This window comes from Thermoleptolyngbya sp. PKUAC-SCTB121, from assembly GCF_016919485.1.
Classification (GTDB): domain Bacteria; phylum Cyanobacteriota; class Cyanobacteriia; order Elainellales; family Elainellaceae; genus Thermoleptolyngbya; species Thermoleptolyngbya sichuanensis.
The window spans coordinates 276437-297383 of the sequence record NZ_CP070366.1; the positions used below are offsets into that span (position 1 = coordinate 276437).

Genomic DNA, 20947 nt, shown 5'->3' on the forward strand with positions numbered 1-20947 from the left:
AGGTACGCCTAAACCCCGCTAAACCGTTTCTTCCTGAGAGGCGGGGGTGAGCGTGGCGGCGGGGGCGAGGGTGCGGACGTAGCGCTCGAACCAGAGTCCGACAAATAGCACAGCCAGCCCGCAGAGGACGAAGACGGCTGACTTCAGCAGCAGTCCGGTTTCGTATTCCAACATGCGGCTGATGATTTGCAGGACCAGCATCACCATGCCGTACCAAAACAGGCTGCGGCTGCCCTGGGCGAGTCCCTGCCGGATAAAGGCGGCCGACAGGAGGAACAGCAGCACATTAAACAGATAGGTGGCGATCGCCTGAATGGGCGCAACGCCCCAGTGCCAGAGCGGAATCAGCCCCACAGCCAGCAAGAAAACCAGAATCACTGCGTCGTGCTGTGACAGTCCCCAGCGCTGCCCCCGGTGGCGTGGATAGGCCAGGTAGAACCAGCCGATGAGCATCAGCGCAGTGTAGACAAACAGGTTGGGGTTCAGCAGCAAATCGCCGCTGTGGCTGAGCAAAATCCGAAGCTGCTGGGAAAAGCTGGGCTGGTCGGAAATAGGAGTCCAAATGCTGCGAAACGAAAATCCGTAGCAGGTTGCCGTGAGAAAAATCAGGGCGATCGCCTGGGCAACGGGACGAAATGGACGAGTTAACGGCAGCGGCGCGTTTCTCAGTCGCCACCATAGCGCGTCGTCATAGCTCCATAGTAGGGTTGGGGGCAGGGTGCAGGCGATCGCCACCAAAAAGCCAGGAGTCGCAGGGCCGCTAAACTGGTTCCCCACATCCGCCAGGGTGACGAGCAGCGCCGAAATCGTGGCGATCGCCCCCAGCGCAAAAATCACCTTCGAGCGACACTGATAGGCCAGCAGCGTAAACAGTCCACCCGCCACCAGCGGCATCAGGTTCATCAGGCCATTCAAGCCTGAGAGCGCCTGCATCTGGGTGGCTTCCCACATCCCCGACCAATAGCCCACGCCCATCAGCAAAATGGATAGCAGCGCGAGCGATCGCAGCCGCAGCCCAAACGCCATCGCCAGCACGCCCAAGCCCCACACCAGGCACAGTTCATAAAACGCGCCGCTGCGGTGAAACAATTGCCCCGCCAGCGCCAGGTTTGCCCCCAGCACCAGCGCCCCCAGCAGCAGCAGTCCGTGTCCCAGGCGGTGCTGCCAGCGTTCGCGTCCGTGTAGCTTGGGTCGCCGCCACAGGTAAAAGCCCGCTGCATTGGCGGCAACGAACAGGCTAAACAACAGCGCCATTTTGCCCATGCGGGGAATCGCCTGCCAGTTTGCCGCGACGAAGGTAATCACCCCCAGCCCCAGCAAAATGCAGCCCAGCCCCAGCAAAATGACCACGAAGCGATCGCGTGCGCCTGTCTCTAACGCATCAAAGTCATACTGTGCGGCCAGTTGCTCATACTGGCCCGGCTCAATTAGCCCGTCAATCCGCCACTGCTCGGCTTCGCGCCGGAGTTGCCGCCGAAATTGTTCGCTTGCCATAGGAATTATCCTGCTGTGGGTTGATGCAACGTTTGCATTCATACCATCGGTGTCGCATAAATCCCCCGGAAAGGTCTAGACCGCTATGCCAGAACCTAAAGCGTACTGAAAGAAAGCGACATTCTCTAATTAGCGCAAACTGATCCGCAGTTAGCGCAAACTGATCCGCAGAAGTTAATCCGCACAAATCCGTAGCCCACTTCACCCAACCGCAGGTTGCAATCTGGCTAGATTAAGACCACAGTAAGTAAAGAATTTTTAATTAACTGGGCGATCGCCCCACTGGGTAAATCTAAGCGGGCAAATCTCAAGGAGGATTTTGAATGACGCTGACCGCACCGCGCACCATTGATTGGGATGCCATTGCCTCAGAACTAGCGGGGATAGAGGTGATTCGCGATGCCGCGCAAGTCGCCAAGCTGTCAAAGGACTATTACACCTACAGTCCTATCCTGCGGCCGCTGCTGGATGACAAAGTAGCGGATCTAGTGGTGCGGTCCGTCAGCGAAGCAGAGGTCTTGCAGGTAGCTCAGGTCTGCGTTCGGCATCGCATTCCGCTGACCGTGCGCGGTGCTGGCACTGGCAACTACGGTCAGTGTGTACCGCTTGAAGGGGGTGTCATTCTGGATCTGACCCAGATGCAGGCCGTGAAATGGGTTAAGCCAGGGCTAGCCTGCGTAGAACCGGGCGCAAAGCTGGTTAATATCGACAAGCAAACGCGAGAACTGGGCTGGGAGATTCGTATGGCTCCCTCCACCTACCGCACGGCGACGATTGGCGGCTTTATTGGCGGCGGCAGCGGCGGCATTGGCTCGGTTACCTATGGACAATTGCGCGATCGCGGCAATCTCCACGCCGTGCGCGTCGTCACGATGGAAGATACGCCCCGCATCATCGAACTGCGGGGGGATGAGGTGCAAAAGGTGAACCATGCCTACGGCACCAACGGCATCATCACCGAACTCGAAATTCCTCTAGCCCCCGCCTATCCCTGGGCCGAGCTAATTATTGCCTTTGATGACTTTATGACCGCTGCCCGCTTTGGTCAGACGCTCAGCGACTCCGACGGCATCACCAAAAAGCTTGTCACCGTCTTTGCCCATCCAGTCCCGACCTACTTCGCCGCCCTGCGAAACAGTATTCCCGACGGCAAGCACTGCGCCTTTGTAATGGTGGCAGAACCCAGCCTGGAGCCATTTGCCGATTTAGTAAAGGAGTTTGGCGGCGCAGTGTGCTATCAAAAATCTGCCCAGGAAGCCGGCAAGGGCACACTGCTGATGGAATTCACCTGGAACCACACGACGCTCCATGCCCGCAGCGTTGATCCAACTTTGACCTACTTGCAAACGCTGTTTCCGGCTGACAAACATCTCACGCTCGTCGAGCATATGTATCATCATTTTGGTGATGAGGTGATGATGCACTTGGAGTTTCTGCGGACGGGCGGCACGGCAGTTCCAGCAGCGCTCCAGTTGGTACGCTATTCTACCCCAGAGCGGCTGAGGGAGATTATCCAGTATCACGAAGAGCAGGGCGCGTTTATTGCCAATCCCCACACCTACATCCTGGAGGACGGCGGTCGCAAAACCATTGACCCGGTACAGCTTGCGTTTAAGGAAGAGATAGATCCCTACGGACTGCTGAATCCAGGTAAGATGCGGGCCTGGCTGGAGCGCGGTTCAATTTGAGCCGTCTTTTTGAGCCGTCTTTTGAGCTATCTTTGACTAAAACCTGATGTTTCTGGATCGCTACCGGTTGCACTGGAGGCTGCTGCGAGCAGGAATCAATCGCGTTGGCGCTGAGGTAGAGCAATGGTCGTATGAGCAACTTGACCGGGATGCGGAAGATCAGCCCCCGATTGAACGACAGGTCGAAGCAGTACCAGTGGTATTGCAAGTTGACCGCTGCGATCGCCTCCAAAATCAAAACCTGTGCATTTGTATCAACGCGAAAAGCAAGCTGCTGACGTGGTTTGGAATTAAGCCGCCCTATCGCTTTTTCAAGCGACGAGATGGCTCGGTCTATTACTGAAAGTCCTGAAAGACCCCTCCCCAGCTTACTCTTCACAGCAGAACGTCCCCCGGAGTTGCAGGATAGCCCGCCGCTTCAGGAGACGCTAGTTTCGTATGAGTATCTCTGGCTATGAGTATTTGGTCTGGGTATGCAGAAGGGCTGCTTAGCAAGCGCCACTCTTGTTCAGCACAGCTTGAATCGTCTTGAGAATGAGCTGGATGTCGTAGCCAACGGACCACTTCTTCTGATAGGCCAGATCCATTTTGACGATTTCTTCAAAGTCTTTGACCGTGGAGCGCCCGTTTGCTTGCCATTCTCCGGTGATTCCGGGTTTTACGGCGAGGCGCTGGAAGTGGTGGGGGCTGTATTTCGACACTTCATCCTGGGTGGGGGGACGGGTTCCAACCAGGCTCATCTGGCCCATCAAGACGTTCCAAAACTGGGGCAGTTCGTCGAGGCTGGTTCGGCGGAGAAATCGCCCGACGCGAGTGATTCTGGGGTCTTTTTCGTTCTTGAAAATGAGTCCTTGAGCTTCGTTTTTAACTAGGTGCTTGACCTTATCGGCATCGACGACCATTGAGCGGAACTTCCAGATGCGGAAAAACTGACCGTTAAGTCCGCAGCGGATTTGGCTGTAGAAGATGGGCCCGGGGTCGTCTACCCAGATGGCGATCGCCACTGGAATCAGGATTACGCCTGTAATCGCCAGCCCCACCAGTGCGCCCAGAACATCAATCAAGCGCTTTGCCTTACTGGTCACCGAGGGATGCACTTCCTTCAATTCGGCTCGTCGCTCAGCGATTTGCATCAGTCTTGAGGAGTAGTTCATGACGGAAGAAGGTTGGCTGGAGGTGACTATCACGGTTTGCTTGCGCTCCTTCACGGTGAGTGGACTGGACAAGGAGAATGATTTGAGAATTCATCAGTTCTGGCTAGCTCCTGATATCTATGCTATGAAGTCGCCCCCAAGCCTGGATAGAACCGTATGCCAAGGTTGCCCGAAGCTTTAATTTGTTCGAGACTTTTTTAAAGTTCTGGTAGGGAAGCAACGCATCAGGTTCTGCTCACAAAGATCGGAACGTTTTGACATAAGAAACAGTCCCCGAAATGCCGTTTGTTTCAGGGTTTGCTCAGTAAATACTGAACAGATGTGACTTTTTCTTGCTACTCGAACAAACTCCTTAATACTGAGGAGGATATTCCTGTTCTCAGTGATTCGATCAGGACAACCGTGGATTTTCTGAAGTTATCTTCTGGGGCATTTTGTGGTCTTGAAGTCGCAGATTAAATGAACAATTGCAAGAGCAGCCCTAGTCAGCGCGATCGCCCAGTCAATGTGATGCAGGTCTAGATGATGTAAGTCTGCCAGTCTATATCAGGGAGACATTATTAGGGAGACATTACAAAGAGAGACGCTCGACTCGCTGACCCCGACTCAAGCGGTTCAGGGAAAAAAGACCAGTCTGTCACCCTGTGGCTGTTTGTAGCGCTTCTCGTAGATCCTCGATCGGTACACCCTTACGTGGATAAGTGATATCCAAACACGCTATCTCAGTATTCGTGAAACGACGTTGTGATCCGGAGGGTGGCTAATCTTTTACACTTAAAGTTCTCCTTTTCTCGGTAGAAATTCTGAGAGCGGTTCTTGCTTGCCCCTACCTTGCCCCTACCTGGGTCGGAACAATTTGTTCTCCGACCCAGGCGCTTTAGCCCAAGCTTTAGCCCAATCAGTAGGGGCGATCGCCAAAGCAGGTATAGATTGCCAGCGCCCTCAAGCGCCAGCAGCATCAAGTGCCAAGGCGACCTGGTATTCGTTTGCCTGATAAACCTCAAGGCGTTCGCAGACACAGCCCCGTTTGCTGGCAACCTGTAATCAAATCTTGCTCTAAGCCTTGCTCTAAACGTCCTTTAAGATGGGCATCCCAGACAACAGGTGACCTCTGGCAGGACAGATCAGCCAGGCTCCGAACTCCATCTGTCGCAAGAAAGTTTGTAAGATTGTTGGGTGTCTGCTGTGTGAGTGAAAGATTGAGGGACAACATCCATGCGCCAAATCAACTTTGTCGTCATCTTTGTGATTTGTCTGGCCCTAGTGCTGTTTGGCATCGAAAATACTGAGCCTGCGGTCATTCATGTGGTGGAGGGGCTAGATCTTCAGGCTCCGCTGTCGATCGAGCTTTTGCTGGCAATGGGCATTGGCGCAGTCTTGGCTTGGGTCTTTAGCGTGTGGAATCAAATTCAAAATTTGCTGGAGTCCGGGCGCGAGTTGCGGCAGCGAGATGTGCGAATTCAGGAATTGGAACAGGACATCCAGCGCTACAAGGTGGAGTTGGAAGAACAGCAGCGCCTGCTGCCCGCTTCGCAGCCTGCCCCTCAAGACGTGGAAGTGACCGAGGTCTTTGCCAAGTAGGTGTCCTCCCTGGCGCAGGAATAGCCGCAGGGTCAATCGCATGGTCAACATCGCCAGTCTGTGGGTGCCGCTATTATTGCTGGGTCTGATTGGGTTGATGGCTGGTTATTTCGTCTACATTAGTACCCAATAGAGATTAGTCCTTAGGGAAACTGGGGCTGCCTGGCAAATGGCTCTTTCGCTAGCGCAAAATGCGATCGCCCTGCTGATCGACCTGTCTGAACGGGGCGAAATTGACCCGTGGGATGTCAAGGTTATCGACGTTATTGACCGATTTCTCAGCCAGCTTAAACCCTTGCAAGCGGTGGAGGCCGGCCGTGCCCCCTATGAGGCTGACTTGTCCGAGTCGGGTCAGGCATTTCTCTATGCCTCTATGCTGGTGCTGCTCAAGGCTGACACACTCGCCCGCACCACTCAAGACGAAGCGCCGTTAGAAGACGAGTTTCTGGAAGAATCTGACGGGACTGCGGGTGTGCCCTTGCCCCTCAGCCTGGAGCGGCGGTTGCGGCGGAGAGCGGTGGCCCGACCGATGCAAAGTCGCCAAGTGACGCTGCAAGAGCTCATTTCTCAGCTAGAGATGATGGCGGCGGCGGTGTCCGACCCCCGCCCTCGACAGCGCGTTCGTCGTCCCCGTCCTCAGTCGCGTAGTCAGGCGGTGCGCGTCATTACCCAACTGGCTCACCAGGAAAACCTGTCTGAGATTGCCGCTGCGCTGGAGCAGTTTTTGCAAGAGCATTGGGACGCGATGAGCCAGGGCGATGAGTGGATGGAGTTTGAGCAGTTGCTAGAACTGTGGGTCGCGTCGGACGCAGCAGCAGAGACCAGACAAGAGGGACACCATGCAACGCCTCAGGGCGATCGGGTGGGGGTGTTTTGGGCGCTCCTTTATCTCTCTGCCCAATCTAAGGTAGAACTGCTCCAGGAAGAGTTCTATCAGGATTTGCGGGTGCGGAGTCTGGCGGAATCTGAGACGGATTCCCTGGAAAACTCTGCTGTGTCCAACTTGCTGGATTAGCTGCTGTGTCCAACTTGCTGGATTAGATAGAGGGGGGCTAGGGTATGGAAGGGGTTTCGTCCCGTTACGGTTTCGTTCCGTCACGACTGAATCAATTTCTGAATTGGTCTAGTGGGTTTGGAAATTGGTTTAGATCACGCATAGTCTCAGGAGGAGTCATTTCAGGATGAGCGCGGCTAGAACCGGTTTCTGTGAAGGGATACTCAAGGCTTAACTAGAGTTTCTTCCAACCTGTTTTGCTGGCAAAGATTCTGTGAATTCCGTAGCCGCTGCTCGGGCCGATTCCTAAAATCAGGGAACACTAAGTTAGATTACGTAGAGTTAACTTTCTTCTGTCTGTAGTAAATTATTCCACGCCAACCCAAGCAAATTGCCCCAAAGGTTAGAGCAAACGCTATGAAAGCCATGATCCTCGCTGCTGGTAAGGGAACTCGTGTGCGTCCCATCACCTACACGATTCCCAAGCCGATGATTCCCATTCTGCAAAAGCCCGTGATGGAGTTCCTGCTAGAGCTGCTGCGGCAGCACGGCTTCGATGAAATCATGGTGAACGTGAGTCACCTGGCTTACGAAATCGAGAGCTATTTCCGTGATGGACAGCGCTTTGGCGTGCAAATTGCCTATTCCTTTGAAGGGCGGATTGTGGATGGTCAACTCGAAGGTCAGGCTATCGGTTCTGCGGGCGGAATGCGGAAGATTCAGGACTTTGCGCCGTTTTTTGACGATACGTTCGTGGTGCTGTGTGGTGACGCGCTGATCGACCTGAATTTGACCGAGGCGGTGCGCTGGCATCGAGAAAAGGGGGCGATCGCCACCATTATTATGAAAGACGTGCCCCGCGAAGAGGTGTCGAGCTATGGGGTCGTGGTGACGGACGAGTCGGGCCGCATCCAAACCTTCCAAGAAAAGCCCTCGGTCGAAGAAGCCCTCAGCACCACAATCAACACCGGGATTTATATCTTTGAGCCAGAAATTTTCGACTACATTCCTTCCGGTGTGGAATATGACATTGGCAGTGAGCTATTCCCCAAGCTGGTTGAAAAGGGCGCACCCTTCTACGGCATTTCGATGGATTTTGAGTGGGTGGATATTGGCAAAGTGCCTGACTACTGGCACGCTATTCGCAGCGTGTTGCGGGGCGAAGTCAAGAATGTCGAAATTCCTGGACGAGAAGTGCGCCCCGGCATCTATACGGGCATCAATGTCGCAGTGAATTGGGACAAGGTAGACATCCAGGGCCCGGTATACATTGGCGGCATGACCAAGATCGAGGACGGCGCACGCATTGTCGGCCCGTCGATGATTGGCCCAAACTGCCACATTTGCAGCGGCGCAACGGTTGATAACAGCGTGATTTTTGAATATTCGCGCCTGGGGCCGGGCGTGCGCTTGGTCGATAAGCTCGTGTTTGGTCGCTATTGCGTGGACAAGACAGGCGCATCCATTGATGTGCAGGCGGCCGCGCTCGACTGGCTGATCGCTGACACACGGGGCGACATTCCTGCCGAAACGCCAATCGAGCATCAGGCGATTACGGAACTGCTGAGCGCTGAGACTCGATAGATCAGCAGACTTGAGGGGGCGATCGCGCGTCTTCGGCAACCCAAAAGGGCGATCGCGCTGACACGGCTCCCATACAGCTCACACAGGCTCACATAATCTGTAAATAATCTGTAAATCGAACGAAATCAAACGAATTAGGCGGGACGTTCTGGTACGGAGCGTCCCGCTTGCTCTATTCCGCTTTCGGTATCCCGCTTTTTGTGTACACGCCCAATAACGCTAGGATAGAGATCCAAAAGACTTCACATCGCCAGTCACAAATCCACCTCCAATTCACCCCTGATTTCACTTACGACTCATACGATTCACTATGTTTGAAGCCCTAGCCGATCGCCTTGAAGGAGCCTGGAAAAAACTTCGCGGCCAAGATAAAATCTCCGAAGCTAATATCCAAGAGGCCTTGCGCGAAGTGCGGCGGGCCCTGCTGGAGGCGGACGTAAACCTCCAGGTGGTGAAAGATTTCGTCGCAGAGGTGCAGGAAAAGGCGCTGGGGGCTGAGGTTATTTCTGGCGTTCGTCCCGACCAGCAGTTCATCAAAATCGTCCATGACCAGCTTGTAGAGGTTATGGGAGAAACCAACGTTCCCCTCGCCGAGGCGGAGTCTGCGCCGACCATCGTGCTGATGGCGGGTCTTCAGGGTACGGGTAAAACGACGGCTACAGCAAAGCTAGCGCTGCATCTCCGCAAGCAGAATCGCAGCACGCTGCTGGTGGCGACGGACGTGTATCGCCCCGCTGCGATCGACCAGCTCATTACGCTGGGTAAACAGATCAACGTGCCCGTGTTTGAGCTAGGCACGGATGCTAACCCGGTAGAAATTGCTCGACAGGGCGTTGCCAAAGCCAGAGAAGACGGCATTAACACAGTCATCATCGACACGGCAGGTCGCCTGCAAATCGATGAGGACATGATGGACGAGCTAGCACACATCAAAGACACCGTGCAGCCCCACGAAGTGCTGCTGGTGGTGGACGCGATGACAGGGCAAGAGGCGGCAAGCCTCACCCGCACGTTTCACGACCGCATCGGCATTACGGGCGCAATTTTGACCAAGCTAGATGGCGACACGCGGGGCGGCGCGGCCCTGTCGGTACGGCAGATCTCGGGGCAGCCGATTAAGTTTGTGGGCGTGGGCGAAAAGGTGGAGGCGCTCCAGCCGTTCTATCCCGACCGGATGGCATCCCGCATTTTGGGTATGGGCGACGTGCTGACGCTGGTCGAAAAAGCCCAGGAAGAAGTCGGTATCGCCGAAGCCGAAAAGCTGCAAGAGAAAATCCTCAATGCCCAGTTTGACTTTGACGACTTTTTGAAGCAGACTCGCTTGCTGAAAGCGATGGGGTCGCTGGGCGGCATCATGAAAATGATCCCCGGCTTGAACAAGATTTCGAGCGAACAGCTAGAGCAGGGCGAGGTGCAGCTCAAGCGGGCAGAGGCAATGATCAACTCTATGACCCGCGAGGAGCGCAAAAACCCGGATTTGCTCTCTAGTTCCCCTAGCCGCCGCCGCCGCATTGCTAAGGGTGCAGGCTATGGACTAGACGACGTGAGCAAGCTGGTCAGCGACTTCCAAAAGATGCGATCGCTCATGCAGCAAATGGGCCAGGGACAGATGCCGGGGATGGGGCTGCCGGGGATGGGCGGTGGCGGCCTCTTTGGTGGGGGCGCTCCTGCGATGGGCGGCCCGCGCAACGCCCCACCTCCCGGCTGGCGCGGCTATCCTGGTGGGCCACCCTCTAAGAAAAAGAAAAAGGACAAGAAAAAGAAGGGGTTTGGAACCCTCTAGACTCGTTATCTTTCGCACAGATTTTTAACTCGCTATGAAAAGGGGGACTCTTCTTGACTCTTTCTAGAAGCTCCCCCTTTTTTGCTTGTGCATCTGCCATTCCAGCACCCAATGCCTAACGAGTCAGGCGGGTTAGCACCTGGTTCGAGCGCTCTACGAAGGCCTTCATGCCCTCTGCATCAAACCCCTTCTGGCTCATCAGCGCTAGGTCGTAGATGTGCTGGCAGAGCAGCGTTGAGAGATCGTCTGAGGCGGCCGAACCATCGGGCTGGAGAATCGTGCCCTGGCTGCGGGACAGCAAGTTTTGCACCAGCGGATGGGCCGTGTTGACTAGCAGAATGTGTTCCTCTGGGAACGCCATTTCCTGCTGTTGTAGCAGCGCGGTCATTTCCTGGAGGCGGCGCAGGCTTTCGGGCAGCAGCACCATCGCGGGCGGCGCGGCTTCGGCATTGTCGGATTTGAGCGCTTCAGTGCGAATCGTCAGCTTGGGCTTGTTCAGCGCCTTTTCAAACAGTTCTTTAATCTGTTCGCTGCGGGTCTTGTTGGTGGTCGGGTCAATGATGTCGTTTGCCTGGTCTTTATCAATCAGCGTATCGTCAAGTTCCGAATCCACCCGCGAGAAGCGCACTTCGGGATATTCTCGCTCCAAGAAGCTGACAAAGTGCGAATCGATGAAGGAATCTAGGAACAGCACCTCTAGCCCCTGGCTCTTGTGCAACTCCACATAGGTCGCCTGACCCGACTCATCGTTGCAATAGAAGACGCGGTTTTCGTGGCGCTCTTTCACCCGCTCTAGATAATCCTTGAGCGTGGTGTAGGTTTTGCCATCGACCGTGTTGGATGGAGCGGCAGCACCCGACTCCCACACGTCGCCCTCGGCAGTCTGCACTTCTACAGCCGGTTTCTCGGCGGGTGGCTCCTGATAAGTCGTGCGGAAAATCAGGATATCTTCGACCTGCTTTTTGAACTTGTCGTCGTTCATCGAGCCGAATTTGACAAAGGTGCCCAGGTCTTGCCAACTGCGGATGTAGGCTTCGCGGTCGTCGCGGTAGAGTTCCTTGAGGCGATCGCCCACCTTTTTCGCAATATAGTCCGCAATGCGGCGCACTGTGCGATCGTTCTGCAAGAAGCTGCGCGACACGTTCAGCGGAATGTCGGAGCTATCAATCACGCCCCGCAGCGGCATCAGGAATCGGGGAATCACCTCTTCGCAGTTGTCGCTGACGAAGACCTGATTGCAGAACAGCTTGATCTGCCCCTTGGTCACGTCCACATCGGGGCGCAGCTTGGGAAAGTAGAGAATGCCGTTTACGACAAAGGGATAATCGGTATTCAAATGCACCCACAGCAGCGGGTCTTCCTGGAACGGATAGAGATAGCGATAAAACTCCAGGTAGTCATCCTTGGTCAGCGAACTGGGCGATTCTTTCCAGGGTGCTTTCTGGCGGTTGATTTGCTCGCCGTCTAGGTAGATCGGCACGGGCATAAAGTCGCAATACTTCCGCACCAACTGCTGAATGCGGGCGGTTTCCAGGTATTCCTCTTCTTCGTCCTGCAACGTCAGCGTAATTGTGGTGCCCCGCGTCGTGCGATCGGACTCGGACAACTGAAACTCCGTAGACCCGTCACAATCCCACCGGACGGGCTGAGCGCCATCTTTGTAGGACAGCGTATCGATGCGGACATGCTTCGCCACCATAAAGGACGAATAAAAACCCAGCCCAAAGTGGCCAATAATCTGCTGATCGCCGCTGGCTTTGTACTTTTCGACAAACTCTTCGGCGCTAGAAAACGCCACCTGATTGATGTACTTTTTTACTTCGTCGGCGGTCATGCCGATGCCGTTGTCGGACACCGACAGCGTTTTTGCGTCCTTGTCGATTTTGATTTCAATTAGCGGATCGCCCAAATCGCCGGAATATTCGCCGGAGTGCGACACCATTCGCAGCTTTTGGATCGCGTCTACGGCGTTGGATATCAGCTCCCGCAAGAAGATTTCGTGGTCGGAATAGAGCCACTTCTTGATAATCGGGAAAATATTCTCGGTATGAATGGAAATATTGCCCTGTTCCAGAATCGTCGTCATAGGTCTTGGAAGAGAGGGGGAAAGGTTAATGGAATGGAGGCAGCAGAAGGATGAATTTCGGTGCAATCCTTCGAGCAGGTGATCAATCCTGCGATCGCCTTCTAATTTTAGTCGGCCGGGGTTTCGGTTGCGCGAGTTCGGATTTCCCTACCAGCGCGAATTTGCAGCCCCATCCGGTTCCCATCACACCTCCAGCGCGTGAAACTGCTGCGGCTCCCAGCAGAATTCTGCCCGCACTTCGCCCTGTTCAATTTCCACTTGCTCGGCTGCCAGCCGTTCCGCTTGGTCGGGCAAGTGCTGAGTCAGCAGTCGTCCGCCTGCACCCACGACGCGATGCACGGGCAGCCCTGCATCTGCCTTTTTCAACATCACGGGAATGGCGCGATAGTGGCTGGCCGTTAGCCCCAGCGCCACCAGCAATTCCGTCGTCCGCACCACGCGCCCCGGCGGAATTCGCGCTACAAACTCGTGCAGTTTGCCCCGCGTGTCGTTGGGCACGGCGGGAAAGGTCTGGGGGAGAGTGGTTGTGCGATCGCCCACCTGCACCGCCCCATCCCGAATCACTATCGCCAGCATTCCCCGCCGTCCGTTAATCCGCTTTGCCAGCCCCGGCTGGAGTGTGTTCAGATAGGCGCAGGGTTCGCAGTCGCCCATGATCCGCACCTGCGCCGCCTCGCCAAGCTGCAACACCTGACCCGATACCAATGCTTCCACCACGCCGTCCAGCAGGATGTTTTCTCGCAAGTCGCCCGGCCGCAGCCCGTGTTCCATCAGCACCGGAGCGCTGGCCAGCAACACCTGTCGGGGACTGCCCGCCCGCGCATGGGCATCGCCCTCAATGCCCAGCCCCCGCTGCAACCAGAGGCGATCGCACGACGTGGGCGGTTTGCCAGACGCAGTTTTGGTAAACAGGTGGAGAATCTGCAAAGTCGAACGCCAAAAAGAGAGGGCAAAATCGAGGACTCTGGGAATTTCAAGATTTTACGTCCAGGACTTACGCAATTGCGATTGGCTCTTTGAATTTTGGACAATTTCTCGCGGGCGCAGCCCGCGAGAAATTGTCCAACTGCGTCAGTCCTAACGTCTTTGTGAAGAGGCTGCCAGAGCAATTTTCTATAGCTTGCTTGCCTGCCCCCCAAACGCCGACTACGTTACGATGTAAGACAACTCGCCGTGCAAAAACCGGAGCCATCATGGGACTGCTTGACCGAATCTGGCGCGTGATTCGAGCCAACCTGAACAGCCTGATCAGCCAGGCCGAAGATCCAGAGAAAATTCTGGAACAGACCGTCATTGATATGCAGGAAGACCTGATCCGGCTGAGGCAGGCGGTGGCCCAGGCGATCGCCACCCAAAAGCGCACCGAGCGGCAGCAGGCCCAGGCAGAGGCCCAATCCCGCGAGTGGTATCAGCGGGCGCAACTGGCGCTGCAAAAGGGCGAAGAAGTCTTGGCACGGGAGGCGCTCACCCGGCGCAAGACCTATCAAGACACCGCAGAGGCGCTGAAGGGGCAAATCGAGCAGCAGGCTGGCATCGTCGCCCAGATGAAGAAAAACATGATCATGCTGGAAAGCAAGCTGGCGGAGGCAAAGACGAAGAAAGATCTCTATATCGCCCGCGCCCGCTCTGCCAAGGCTTCTGAGCGGCTGAACGAAATGATTGGCAAGTATAACCCTGAGGGCGCACTGGCTGCCTTCGAGCGAATGGAGCAAAAGGTGCTGGATCTGGAAGCGCGGTCGGAGGCGATCGCCGAACTGAATGCCGACAAGCTCGAAGAACGCTTTGCCCAGATCGAAAGCGGCGGCGACATCGACAGTGAACTGGCTGCGATGAAGGCAGAACTAATCGGGAAGCCCGCCCATGAGCTAGCGTCTGGTGAGTCTGCCAGATCACTACCCGAAGCCGATGACTTGGCCCGCCTGCGATCGCAGCTTGAAGAGAGCTAGCCGAGCGCCGCTTTGTGGTTGCATCAGCCGCTATGCCTCTTCGCCTGCGTGGTACGAACTCCGCACCAGCGGGCCCGACCGCACATGGCTAAAGCCCATCTCGCGGGCGATCGCCCCTAGCTGCTCAAACGCTTCGGGAGTCCAATACCGCTGCACGGGCAGATGGTCGAGCGACGGCTGCATATATTGACCCAGCGTGAGGCGATCGCAGCCCACAGCACGTAGATCCCGCAGGGTTTCCAGCACCTCTGCCTCGGTTTCGCCATGCCCCAGCATCAGCCCCGACTTGGTGGGAATCTGGGGGTTCAAGACCTTGACCTGCTGCAACACAAAGAGCGATCGCTCATACTTTGCGCCTCGCCGCACGGGCCCTTGCAGCCGCCGCACCGTTTCCACATTGTGGTTGTAGCAGGCAGGTTGGGCATTCACCACGGTCTGGATGCGCTCGATCTGGGCGGCTTCGCCCCCAGGGCCACCCCAAAAATCTGGAGTCAGCACTTCGATCTGGGTATCGGGGTTTCGCAGCCGAATTGCCGCCATCGTCTCGGCAAACCTGCCCGCGCCGCCGTCGGGCAGGTCGTCCCGTGCTACCGCAGTCAGCACCACGTAGCGCAAGCCCAAAAGCTGCACCGCTTCCGCCACTTTTTGCGGCTCTTCTGGATCGAGCGGCATCGGGGCGTGCCCCTTATCCACCTGGCAAAAGGCACAACTGCGCGTGCAGGTCGGCCCCATCAGCAAAAACGTCGCGGTCTTCTGGCCATAGCACTCGCCCCGGTTAGGACAGCGCCCCTCTTCGCAAATCGTGTGGATCTGCCGCTTTTTGATGATTTGCTGAACTGTGGACAGGTCGCGGGCGTTGCCAATCGGTCGCCGCAGCCAGTCGGGCAGGCTGGGTCGAGGGATGGCCGCAGGGGGCACCCTTTCGGGCTGTGGCAGAGAAAATTCCTGCGTAAATTCTAGAGGCAACTGTTCGACAGGTTGGCTCATGGGGGCACAATAACGAAGAAGAGGGGGCGATCGCCCTTCCCTTGATTCTAGAGGGATTTCTAGAAGAACTCGCCGCAGACGCGAATTGAGTTGAGGAAACACAGTTTCGGAGCAAAGCGCAGGGAGGATGACGGTTTCGGGCGAATCTTGACGGGGGATCGCGCGATTTCAAGCATGAGCCGCTAAACTGAATCGTATTACCATTGAATAGTATTGAGTATTAGTATCAAAAAGTCAGTCCCAAAAAGCTGTATCCGTTATTCTGAAGCAAGCGCGTTTTTAATACGCTGCTTTTCTTTGCTTTAATACGCTGCTCTTCCTAGTCTCCGCCTGCTCCCCGCTTTATTTAGAATTCTAGATTCGCTGCTTTTCCCGCTCGCTACTACCTTCCAGTCACTACCGCAGGAGTCCACCGTGGCAAGTCACAAAATCCTGGTTATCGACGACAGCCGAGTCATCCGCAACATGGTGCGCGACATGCTGCCCAAGGGAAATTTTGAGGTGTTGGAAGCCAAAGATGGGGTGGAGGGCATCAACCTGATTCACCAAGAGCATCCCAACCTGATCATGCTGGACTTCTTGCTGCCCCGCATGAGCGGCTGGGAGGTGTTTCAGGAAATTCAGGCAAAACCCGAACTGCGTGCGCCACTGGTGCTGATGTCGGGCCGCCGCGAAGAGGTGACGGAAAAACTTCCGGAACCGTTCGAGTATTTCGAGTTCATTGAAAAGCCCTTCGAGCAAAAGGATCTGGTCGAAGCGATCAAATCCGCCATGGCCAAGTTCAAGAAATGGCCCCAGCCTGTGGGCGTAGGCGCGGCTGCGGCAGCCCCAGCAAGCACCGCCTCCAGCAGCGCAGAGGTAGCCGCGCTGAACCAGAAGATTGACAAAATGCAGGCCGAAATCGACACGCTCAAAAAGCAGATGGCCCAACTGCTTACGTTTATCAAGCAAAAGCTGAAGTAACGGCTCGAAGCCTTGTGGGGTGGTGCATTGTGGCCGCACTGAATCGCCCCACAAGCCAATTGCCCACGGCTAATCGCCCAACAGCCAGTCGCCCAACAGCCAGTCCCCAACAGCCGGTCGCTCAACAAGGTGTCGTGCGATCGCCCTGACAACACAAATTCAGGCGCAAGAGCAGTATCTCACGCCTGGGTTTAATTTTGAAACTTTGATTGAAACCCTGAAGTCACGAAGGGGCGTGAGGCTCTAAAACTGCTAGGAAGCCGCCCAGCGTTTCAAGCTGACCGCTTCATTCTCACAGTTTCATGCTCATCAGCTTCATTACATCTTGTTCAGGTCAATGCCCGCAGCTTTAGCCATTGCGTCAATCCCCTTCTTTTCGAGGGTCTTGATCGCCTTGGTAGACAGGCGCAGCGTCACAAACCGCTTGCCCTGCGGCCACCAAACTCGCTTTTCTTGCAGGTTCACCTGTTGCAGCTTTTTCGTGCGGCGGTGCGAGTGGGAAACGGCGTAGCCATTGTTGGCCTTCTTGCCCGTGAGTTCACAAGTGCGGCTCATAGCGGTTTTCTCAAGTCATTAATTGGCATAAGCAATCATTATACAGTGTTTCTGAAGCCATTGAGGAGGTAGCAGGGGTCAAAAAAACTCTGTCTCTTGAGAACAGCGCGAACAGCAATCCTACGCCGCCACGGAGGGAGTTTCCGGAGAGGAGGCTGGGGCAATCGAAAGGCAATCGCCCGGTTTGGGTTCCAGCACTTCCGTCGCCAAGCCCGCCTGCGCCAACAGCGCTCGACACTCCGCCGGGCCACCCTCCCCCTTCAGCAGCGACGGCAGCAGCCCAGCATAGTCCACCGCCTGGCCCGCCCCCGTCGGCAGCAGGTATCGCAGACAGAGCGATCGCGCCAAATCCACCGCGCTCTCCTGACCTTGGATAATCGCGCCCACCAGCGGCAGTTTCACCGTCATCAGCGGGGCGATCGCGACATCTACTGGCGCGAGGTCTGCCAGCGCGGGCGCATGAAAGCCGTGTGGCTCGTAGTAGAGCCGTGTCCCCTCGGTTTGCCCCGTCAGCACATAGGCATTTTCCGTCAAAAACGGGCCAATGGGTGACCCCGGAAACGCTTGAATCGAAACGCCCTTGTGGGTATACGTTTCGTGGGTATACGTTTCGTCGTGCGCCAGCGCCGTCACCGAGCCATAGCCCAGCCCCGTCACAAGGCTGACCGCATTTGGCGAACACACCACCGGAATCGCCTTGTCCAGCGCCTTCAGCGTCTCCACATGGGCATGATCCTCTAGCCCCTGCGACAGCAGGATCAGATCCACCCTATCGGGGATGGCGGGCGGCGTGCGATGCGTCACCTTCAATAGCCACTCCTGGTTGCCCACCGTCAGCGGCCCCACCAGCCACGGATCGAGCAAAATCCGCACCTCGTCTAGGTCGATGAGCCAAGAGTTATTGTCTAGCCAGGTGAGATACATGGCAACTGTCCCTATAGAATCCAGATGCTTAACATTTCGACATCTTGATCTTATCGCTCCCTTGCCGGAGCGGTAAGGCTTTACCTTAGACCTCCTGCATGAATGGGAGGGAATGTGCCAGTTAGGGATAAAAGCTTGCAAAGATGGGTAGGCGCATGGCAGAACTAAATCCAAGGAGGAAATGCCATGCCTTATCAAGCCTTGCAAAGCCTGTCTGCTGGAGAGTTTAAGCGATTCTGCGGTGTCAACCGCATCATCAGGAAAGTGGAAGACATCTTGATCAAGTGCGGCAAGTTTCGCTTGCCCAGCCAACGGCAGTGGTACCAGCCTGGATGGGAATGGAAAGTGTTTATCGTAGACGCAGGTGAAGTTGAAATTGAACGTCAAAAAAAACAGAAACGTGACTACAGTGGCAAGCAGAAGAGCCATACCCTGAAGGCGCAACTGTTGGTGGATTTTGAGAACGGGCAGGTGATTGCGACTGCAATCGACAAAGGCAAGACGCATGACTTCAAGCTGCTCAAACGAAGTCGCCTGCCCTGGGTATCGTCGCAGTTATGTTTAGCTGACCGCGGGTATCAAGGGTTTGCCAAGCGTCATGCTGGAGCTTGTACGCCCACCCAAAAGCCGCGCAACCAACCGTTAGCCGAGGACGAGAAGCAACACAATCGGGCATTAGCGAGACTGCGGGTGAAAGTAGAGCATGTGATTCGTCGCTTCAAGATCTTTCGCATCTTCTCAGGGCGCTATCGCAGCCGGAGACGACGCTTTGGCTTGCGCTTGAACTTGATTGCAGGGTTGCTCAACTACGAACTGGCACACGCTTCCTGATTCATGCAGGAGGTCTAGTGATTTCTCAAGCGCTCGCTTCGCCTATGAGCGATCTTGAAGATGCGGTGCAGTATGAGGCGGCGATCGCCCATCAACTGAGTGCGATCGTAACGCGCAACCCTCAGGACTTTCCTACCGATAGAATCCAGGTCTTTACGCCTGAGGCACTGCTGCAACGGCTTTCTCAATCAAGGGATCAATCGCCTTGAGGGTGGGGTCACCAGCGAGGTAGCCAATGCCCCGGTGCAGGTGCAGGCGCAACTGAGTAGCGAGGGTTTCCTGATCGGTGGGCAGGCCATCGGTGTGGCAGCGCTGCTTGAGCGCGAGCAGCAACAGGTTAGCCATGTCGCCGCCGAAGGTCTGCCATGACATTTCCACATTGCTATCGGCAGGGATGGGCACAGGGGAGGGGGGCGACGGTTCGGCCAGCGATCGGCACAGTGCCCACCGACAGAGCGTGTTCCACTGGTCGATCTTGGTGATGCGCTTCAGCTTGATGAGTTGGTCTTTGGCGGTTTGGGAGAGTTTGATGCGATCGATGGGCGGTTCCATTGGGGTGAAGCGGTAAGGGAGTGAAGCATTGTACACCATTTGCCAATTCCCTCGCCTACCAGAAGTATTTTGATTGTACTGTGGTCTGCTGGGTGGCAGGATCGTAGTGCAGCAAGTATTCGCGGGCGATCGCCCCTTGCTGGCGAAGGGCGGTGGCTTCTTCCTGGCGAATTTCGGTGTCGGTGGAAAGCAGGATGACCTGGTGGCTGGCCTGGGGAAAGTAGCGCTCGACGAGGTTTTGGCGGTGCGCCGCATCGAGGCGACCGAGGGGTGTATCGATGGCGACGAGCAAGGGGCGACGGCTGGCCCGGGCCAGTCCCCAAAGGAGGGCGATCGCCAAAAGCTGCTTTTCTCCGGCGGAGAGGCGATGCTTGGGCAGGGGGTCTCCGGCTGCGTCGAAGAGCGCGAGCCGAAAGGTGTCGGCATTATCCTTGACCCAAAAACCGGCGAATAGCCACCGTAATCACTTCTTTAGAGTTTTGAAGCGCAATTAGGCGGCTCCACTCGCTCCCCCGCACATATTTGAGTCGGTGCAGGTCGTTGATGGCGCGTTTGACGGCGCGGCGGGAGCCTGTGAGAGTGATTCTGACAGATTCGTCGTCGGCTAAGTGGTCGGTCGATCCTCCAGGCGGCTGATGGGGAGGGTTGGAAGCATTGCTGTCGATAAAGCTCATAATGTCAACCATTAGGACGTTTCAGCAATCATAAACGACCTTTTGGATGACAGTCAACCATTAGGTTGTTTGATGCGTTACTGTTCTCTGACAGTATGGGCGCATGGGAAAAGCTGGACAAGCACTCAAGCAGGTGCTAGAAACTTACAACATTAGCCAATACAGCCTGTCGGTTGAAATGAATGTGGAGCGCAACAACATTTACCGATGGGTCAATGAGAAGCGCGATCCAACCGCAGAAACCGTAATTGAAATTGTGCGGGCACTGAAAACACTCAATCCAGAAGCAGCAAAAGCGTTTGCGAAGCTGTATTTGATGGATGAGGTCGATTAGGAGACTTTCCAAAAGGAGCGATGCCATTGAAGCGCTTCGACTCTGGGCTGATGTTGCTCCGGAAGTAAGATTAGCTCTTGATGGAAGTCTTTGAGCGATCGCAATCCTGGGGGTGATTCTTCTTCAAATCGGTCTGAGCAAACAATCACCCGATAATTATCATCAATGCTAAACCAGCCGCGATCGAAGGCCCAATGGTGGTTTTTGCAAAGCGATAGACCATTATCAAACCTGTCATCTCGAAACTCGGCAAACGGTTTGATGTGCGCCCCATCTACAATCGTCTGATTGTTAGAGCCGACGATTTTCAATCGACATAAGGCACATTGATGTTGATAAAGACGAACCACAATTCGCCGAAAAGCAGCATCCCTAACAAAAACTCTATCTTGATCTTTTAATTCTGAAACATCATAAATCTCACCGCCCTTTTCAAGGAGTCGAAGCTGAATATCTTCTAACTCGTCCTTTTCTTGAATGCCCTCAAACTGCTGAGCCTCATTTGGAAAGTAAGTCTGAATCAATACCTCACTCAATCTTAGCCGATTGGCTGGTTCCTGAAGATATTCAAATAATTCTTCGTCTAAATAAGCATATTTGACAACATCTCTCAGAGCAGTCAAACCTTTAATTTTTACCTTTCTAGCAATAGTTGCTTCAAATCCAGGATTCGCCATTAGACGCCAGAATTCGTCTCCCTTTAGATGAAAGAAAGGGAGAGAAATATCGGAGTGATATTTGGGATTCTTTACCAAGCTTCCCCAATATTTAAGAAATGCTGCTACCAACTCTGGAGACAAATAGATCGGGTGCATCC

General features: G+C 55.2%; 21 protein-coding genes. 10 read left to right on the plus strand and 11 right to left on the minus strand.

Annotated features, from left to right (window positions below; genetic code table 11):
* Positions 1–18: 18 nt before the first annotated feature.
* On the minus strand, positions 19–1494 hold the full coding sequence (locus tag JTM80_RS01160) for a DUF2157 domain-containing protein (RefSeq protein ID WP_205370405.1): 1476 nt from the start codon (positions 1492–1494) through the stop codon (positions 19–21).
* A 323-nt stretch (positions 1495–1817) separates the two neighbouring features.
* Here JTM80_RS01160 and JTM80_RS01165 point away from each other — a divergent pair, with 323 nt between their 5' ends.
* Entirely contained in the window at positions 1818–3182 is a 1365-nt protein-coding gene (locus JTM80_RS01165) for an FAD-binding oxidoreductase (protein WP_205370406.1), read from the plus strand.
* Positions 3183–3228: 46 nt separating this feature from the next.
* The gene (locus tag JTM80_RS01170; RefSeq protein ID WP_205370407.1) at positions 3229–3525 is read left to right on the plus strand and encodes a hypothetical protein; all 297 of its coding nucleotides are present in this window, start codon (positions 3229–3231) and stop codon (positions 3523–3525) included.
* Between the two features lie 145 nt (positions 3526–3670).
* Here JTM80_RS01170 and JTM80_RS01175 read toward each other — a convergent pair whose 3' ends face one another.
* Entirely contained in the window at positions 3671–4336 is a 666-nt protein-coding gene (locus tag JTM80_RS01175) for a sugar transferase (protein WP_172353784.1), read from the minus strand.
* A gap of 1215 nt (positions 4337–5551) precedes the next feature.
* Here JTM80_RS01175 and JTM80_RS01180 point away from each other — a divergent pair.
* The 4 genes from JTM80_RS01180 to ffh all read left to right on the plus strand — a co-directional run bounded on the left by JTM80_RS01180 (position 5552) and on the right by ffh (position 10278).
* Positions 5552–5917 carry a lipopolysaccharide assembly protein LapA domain-containing protein gene (locus JTM80_RS01180; RefSeq protein ID WP_172353785.1) on the plus strand — a complete coding sequence of 122 codons (366 nt, stop codon included), beginning with the start codon at positions 5552–5554 and terminating at the stop codon, positions 5915–5917.
* 169 nt (positions 5918–6086) lie between these two features.
* Positions 6087–6932 carry a segregation/condensation protein A gene (locus tag JTM80_RS01185; RefSeq protein WP_205370408.1) on the plus strand — a complete coding sequence of 282 codons (846 nt, stop codon included), beginning with the start codon at positions 6087–6089 and terminating at the stop codon, positions 6930–6932.
* Between the two features lie 396 nt (positions 6933–7328).
* Positions 7329–8495: a sugar phosphate nucleotidyltransferase gene (locus JTM80_RS01190; RefSeq protein ID WP_172353787.1), complete on the plus strand. Its 1167-nt coding sequence runs from the start codon at positions 7329–7331 to the stop codon at positions 8493–8495.
* Between the two features lie 310 nt (positions 8496–8805).
* Positions 8806–10278, plus strand: a complete 1473-nt coding sequence (gene ffh / locus JTM80_RS01195) for a signal recognition particle protein (RefSeq protein ID WP_205370409.1) — start codon at positions 8806–8808, stop codon at positions 10276–10278.
* Between the two features lie 115 nt (positions 10279–10393).
* Here the strand turns inward: ffh and htpG are convergent, their stop codons facing one another.
* Positions 10394–12364, minus strand: coding sequence for a molecular chaperone HtpG (htpG, locus tag JTM80_RS01200; protein ID WP_205370410.1), 1971 nt, complete (start codon positions 12362–12364; stop codon positions 10394–10396).
* Between the two features lie 183 nt (positions 12365–12547).
* The gene (locus tag JTM80_RS01205; RefSeq protein WP_205370412.1) at positions 12548–13291 is read right to left on the minus strand and encodes an MOSC domain-containing protein; all 744 of its coding nucleotides are present in this window, start codon (positions 13289–13291) and stop codon (positions 12548–12550) included.
* Positions 13292–13557: 266 nt separating this feature from the next.
* Here JTM80_RS01205 and JTM80_RS01210 point away from each other — a divergent pair, with 266 nt between their 5' ends.
* The gene (locus tag JTM80_RS01210) at positions 13558–14310 is read left to right on the plus strand and encodes a PspA/IM30 family protein (protein WP_205370413.1); all 753 of its coding nucleotides are present in this window, start codon (positions 13558–13560) and stop codon (positions 14308–14310) included.
* 30 nt (positions 14311–14340) lie between these two features.
* Here the strand turns inward: JTM80_RS01210 and lipA are convergent, their stop codons facing one another.
* Complete coding sequence (lipA, locus tag JTM80_RS01215; protein ID WP_172353792.1) at positions 14341–15297, minus strand: lipoyl synthase; 957 nt, start codon at positions 15295–15297, stop codon at positions 14341–14343.
* 414 nt (positions 15298–15711) lie between these two features.
* On the opposite strand from lipA, the gene JTM80_RS01220 reads away from it, so the two are divergent.
* Entirely contained in the window at positions 15712–16260 is a 549-nt protein-coding gene (locus tag JTM80_RS01220; protein ID WP_172353793.1) for a response regulator, read from the plus strand.
* A gap of 318 nt (positions 16261–16578) precedes the next feature.
* Here the strand turns inward: JTM80_RS01220 and rpmB are convergent, their stop codons facing one another.
* Positions 16579–16815, minus strand: coding sequence for a 50S ribosomal protein L28 (rpmB, locus tag JTM80_RS01225; protein WP_068508289.1), 237 nt, complete (start codon positions 16813–16815; stop codon positions 16579–16581).
* Positions 16816–16935: 120 nt separating this feature from the next.
* A complete protein-coding gene (locus JTM80_RS01230) occupies positions 16936–17739 on the minus strand; it encodes an MBL fold metallo-hydrolase (protein ID WP_205370414.1) in 804 nt (267 codons plus the stop codon).
* 186 nt (positions 17740–17925) lie between these two features.
* Here JTM80_RS01230 and JTM80_RS01235 point away from each other — a divergent pair, with 186 nt between their 5' ends.
* Positions 17926–18570: a transposase gene (locus JTM80_RS01235; RefSeq protein WP_172354256.1), complete on the plus strand. Its 645-nt coding sequence runs from the start codon at positions 17926–17928 to the stop codon at positions 18568–18570.
* A gap of 153 nt (positions 18571–18723) precedes the next feature.
* Here JTM80_RS01235 and dndE read toward each other — a convergent pair whose 3' ends face one another.
* The 3 genes from dndE to JTM80_RS01250 all read right to left on the minus strand — a co-directional run bounded on the left by dndE (position 18724) and on the right by JTM80_RS01250 (position 19808).
* Entirely contained in the window at positions 18724–19122 is a 399-nt protein-coding gene (gene dndE, locus JTM80_RS01240; protein ID WP_205371224.1) for a DNA sulfur modification protein DndE, read from the minus strand.
* Between the two features lie 55 nt (positions 19123–19177).
* Positions 19178–19462 carry a hypothetical protein gene (locus JTM80_RS01245; RefSeq protein WP_205370415.1) on the minus strand — a complete coding sequence of 95 codons (285 nt, stop codon included), beginning with the start codon at positions 19460–19462 and terminating at the stop codon, positions 19178–19180.
* 85 nt (positions 19463–19547) lie between these two features.
* Positions 19548–19808, minus strand: coding sequence for a hypothetical protein (locus tag JTM80_RS01250; protein ID WP_205370416.1), 261 nt, complete (start codon positions 19806–19808; stop codon positions 19548–19550).
* 91 nt (positions 19809–19899) lie between these two features.
* Here JTM80_RS01250 and JTM80_RS01255 point away from each other — a divergent pair, with 91 nt between their 5' ends.
* The gene (locus JTM80_RS01255; RefSeq protein WP_058882655.1) at positions 19900–20130 is read left to right on the plus strand and encodes a helix-turn-helix transcriptional regulator; all 231 of its coding nucleotides are present in this window, start codon (positions 19900–19902) and stop codon (positions 20128–20130) included.
* Here the strand turns inward: JTM80_RS01255 and JTM80_RS01260 are convergent.
* Positions 20127–20945: an HNH endonuclease gene (locus tag JTM80_RS01260; protein ID WP_172353794.1), complete on the minus strand. Its 819-nt coding sequence runs from the start codon at positions 20943–20945 to the stop codon at positions 20127–20129. The genes JTM80_RS01255 and JTM80_RS01260 overlap by 4 nt on opposite strands.
* Positions 20946–20947: the final 2 nt, after the last annotated feature.

What these genes read in the sequence shown, in the direction of transcription:
- JTM80_RS01160 (WP_205370405.1), bottom strand. Translation starts at nt 1,494, where the DNA reads ATGGCAAGCGAACAATTTCGGCGGCAACTCCGGCGCGAAGCCGAGCAG.
- JTM80_RS01165 (WP_205370406.1), top strand. Translation starts at nt 1,818, where the DNA reads ATGACGCTGACCGCACCGCGCACCATTGATTGGGATGCCATTGCCTCA.
- JTM80_RS01170 (WP_205370407.1), top strand. Translation starts at nt 3,229, where the DNA reads ATGTTTCTGGATCGCTACCGGTTGCACTGGAGGCTGCTGCGAGCAGGA.
- JTM80_RS01175 (WP_172353784.1), bottom strand. Translation starts at nt 4,336, where the DNA reads ATGAACTACTCCTCAAGACTGATGCAAATCGCTGAGCGACGAGCCGAA.
- JTM80_RS01180 (WP_172353785.1), top strand. Translation starts at nt 5,552, where the DNA reads ATGCGCCAAATCAACTTTGTCGTCATCTTTGTGATTTGTCTGGCCCTA.
- JTM80_RS01185 (WP_205370408.1), top strand. Translation starts at nt 6,087, where the DNA reads ATGGCTCTTTCGCTAGCGCAAAATGCGATCGCCCTGCTGATCGACCTG.
- JTM80_RS01190 (WP_172353787.1), top strand. Translation starts at nt 7,329, where the DNA reads ATGAAAGCCATGATCCTCGCTGCTGGTAAGGGAACTCGTGTGCGTCCC.
- ffh (WP_205370409.1), top strand. Translation starts at nt 8,806, where the DNA reads ATGTTTGAAGCCCTAGCCGATCGCCTTGAAGGAGCCTGGAAAAAACTT.
- htpG (WP_205370410.1), bottom strand. Translation starts at nt 12,364, where the DNA reads ATGACGACGATTCTGGAACAGGGCAATATTTCCATTCATACCGAGAAT.
- JTM80_RS01210 (WP_205370413.1), top strand. Translation starts at nt 13,558, where the DNA reads ATGGGACTGCTTGACCGAATCTGGCGCGTGATTCGAGCCAACCTGAAC.
- lipA (WP_172353792.1), bottom strand. Translation starts at nt 15,297, where the DNA reads ATGAGCCAACCTGTCGAACAGTTGCCTCTAGAATTTACGCAGGAATTT.
- rpmB (WP_068508289.1), bottom strand. Translation starts at nt 16,815, where the DNA reads ATGAGCCGCACTTGTGAACTCACGGGCAAGAAGGCCAACAATGGCTAC.
- JTM80_RS01230 (WP_205370414.1), bottom strand. Translation starts at nt 17,739, where the DNA reads ATGTATCTCACCTGGCTAGACAATAACTCTTGGCTCATCGACCTAGAC.
- JTM80_RS01235 (WP_172354256.1), top strand. Translation starts at nt 17,926, where the DNA reads ATGCCTTATCAAGCCTTGCAAAGCCTGTCTGCTGGAGAGTTTAAGCGA.
- dndE (WP_205371224.1), bottom strand. Translation starts at nt 19,122, where the DNA reads ATGGAACCGCCCATCGATCGCATCAAACTCTCCCAAACCGCCAAAGAC.
- JTM80_RS01250 (WP_205370416.1), bottom strand. Translation starts at nt 19,808, where the DNA reads ATGGTTGACATTATGAGCTTTATCGACAGCAATGCTTCCAACCCTCCC.
- JTM80_RS01255 (WP_058882655.1), top strand. Translation starts at nt 19,900, where the DNA reads ATGGGAAAAGCTGGACAAGCACTCAAGCAGGTGCTAGAAACTTACAAC.
- JTM80_RS01260 (WP_172353794.1), bottom strand. Translation starts at nt 20,945, where the DNA reads ATGCACCCGATCTATTTGTCTCCAGAGTTGGTAGCAGCATTTCTTAAA.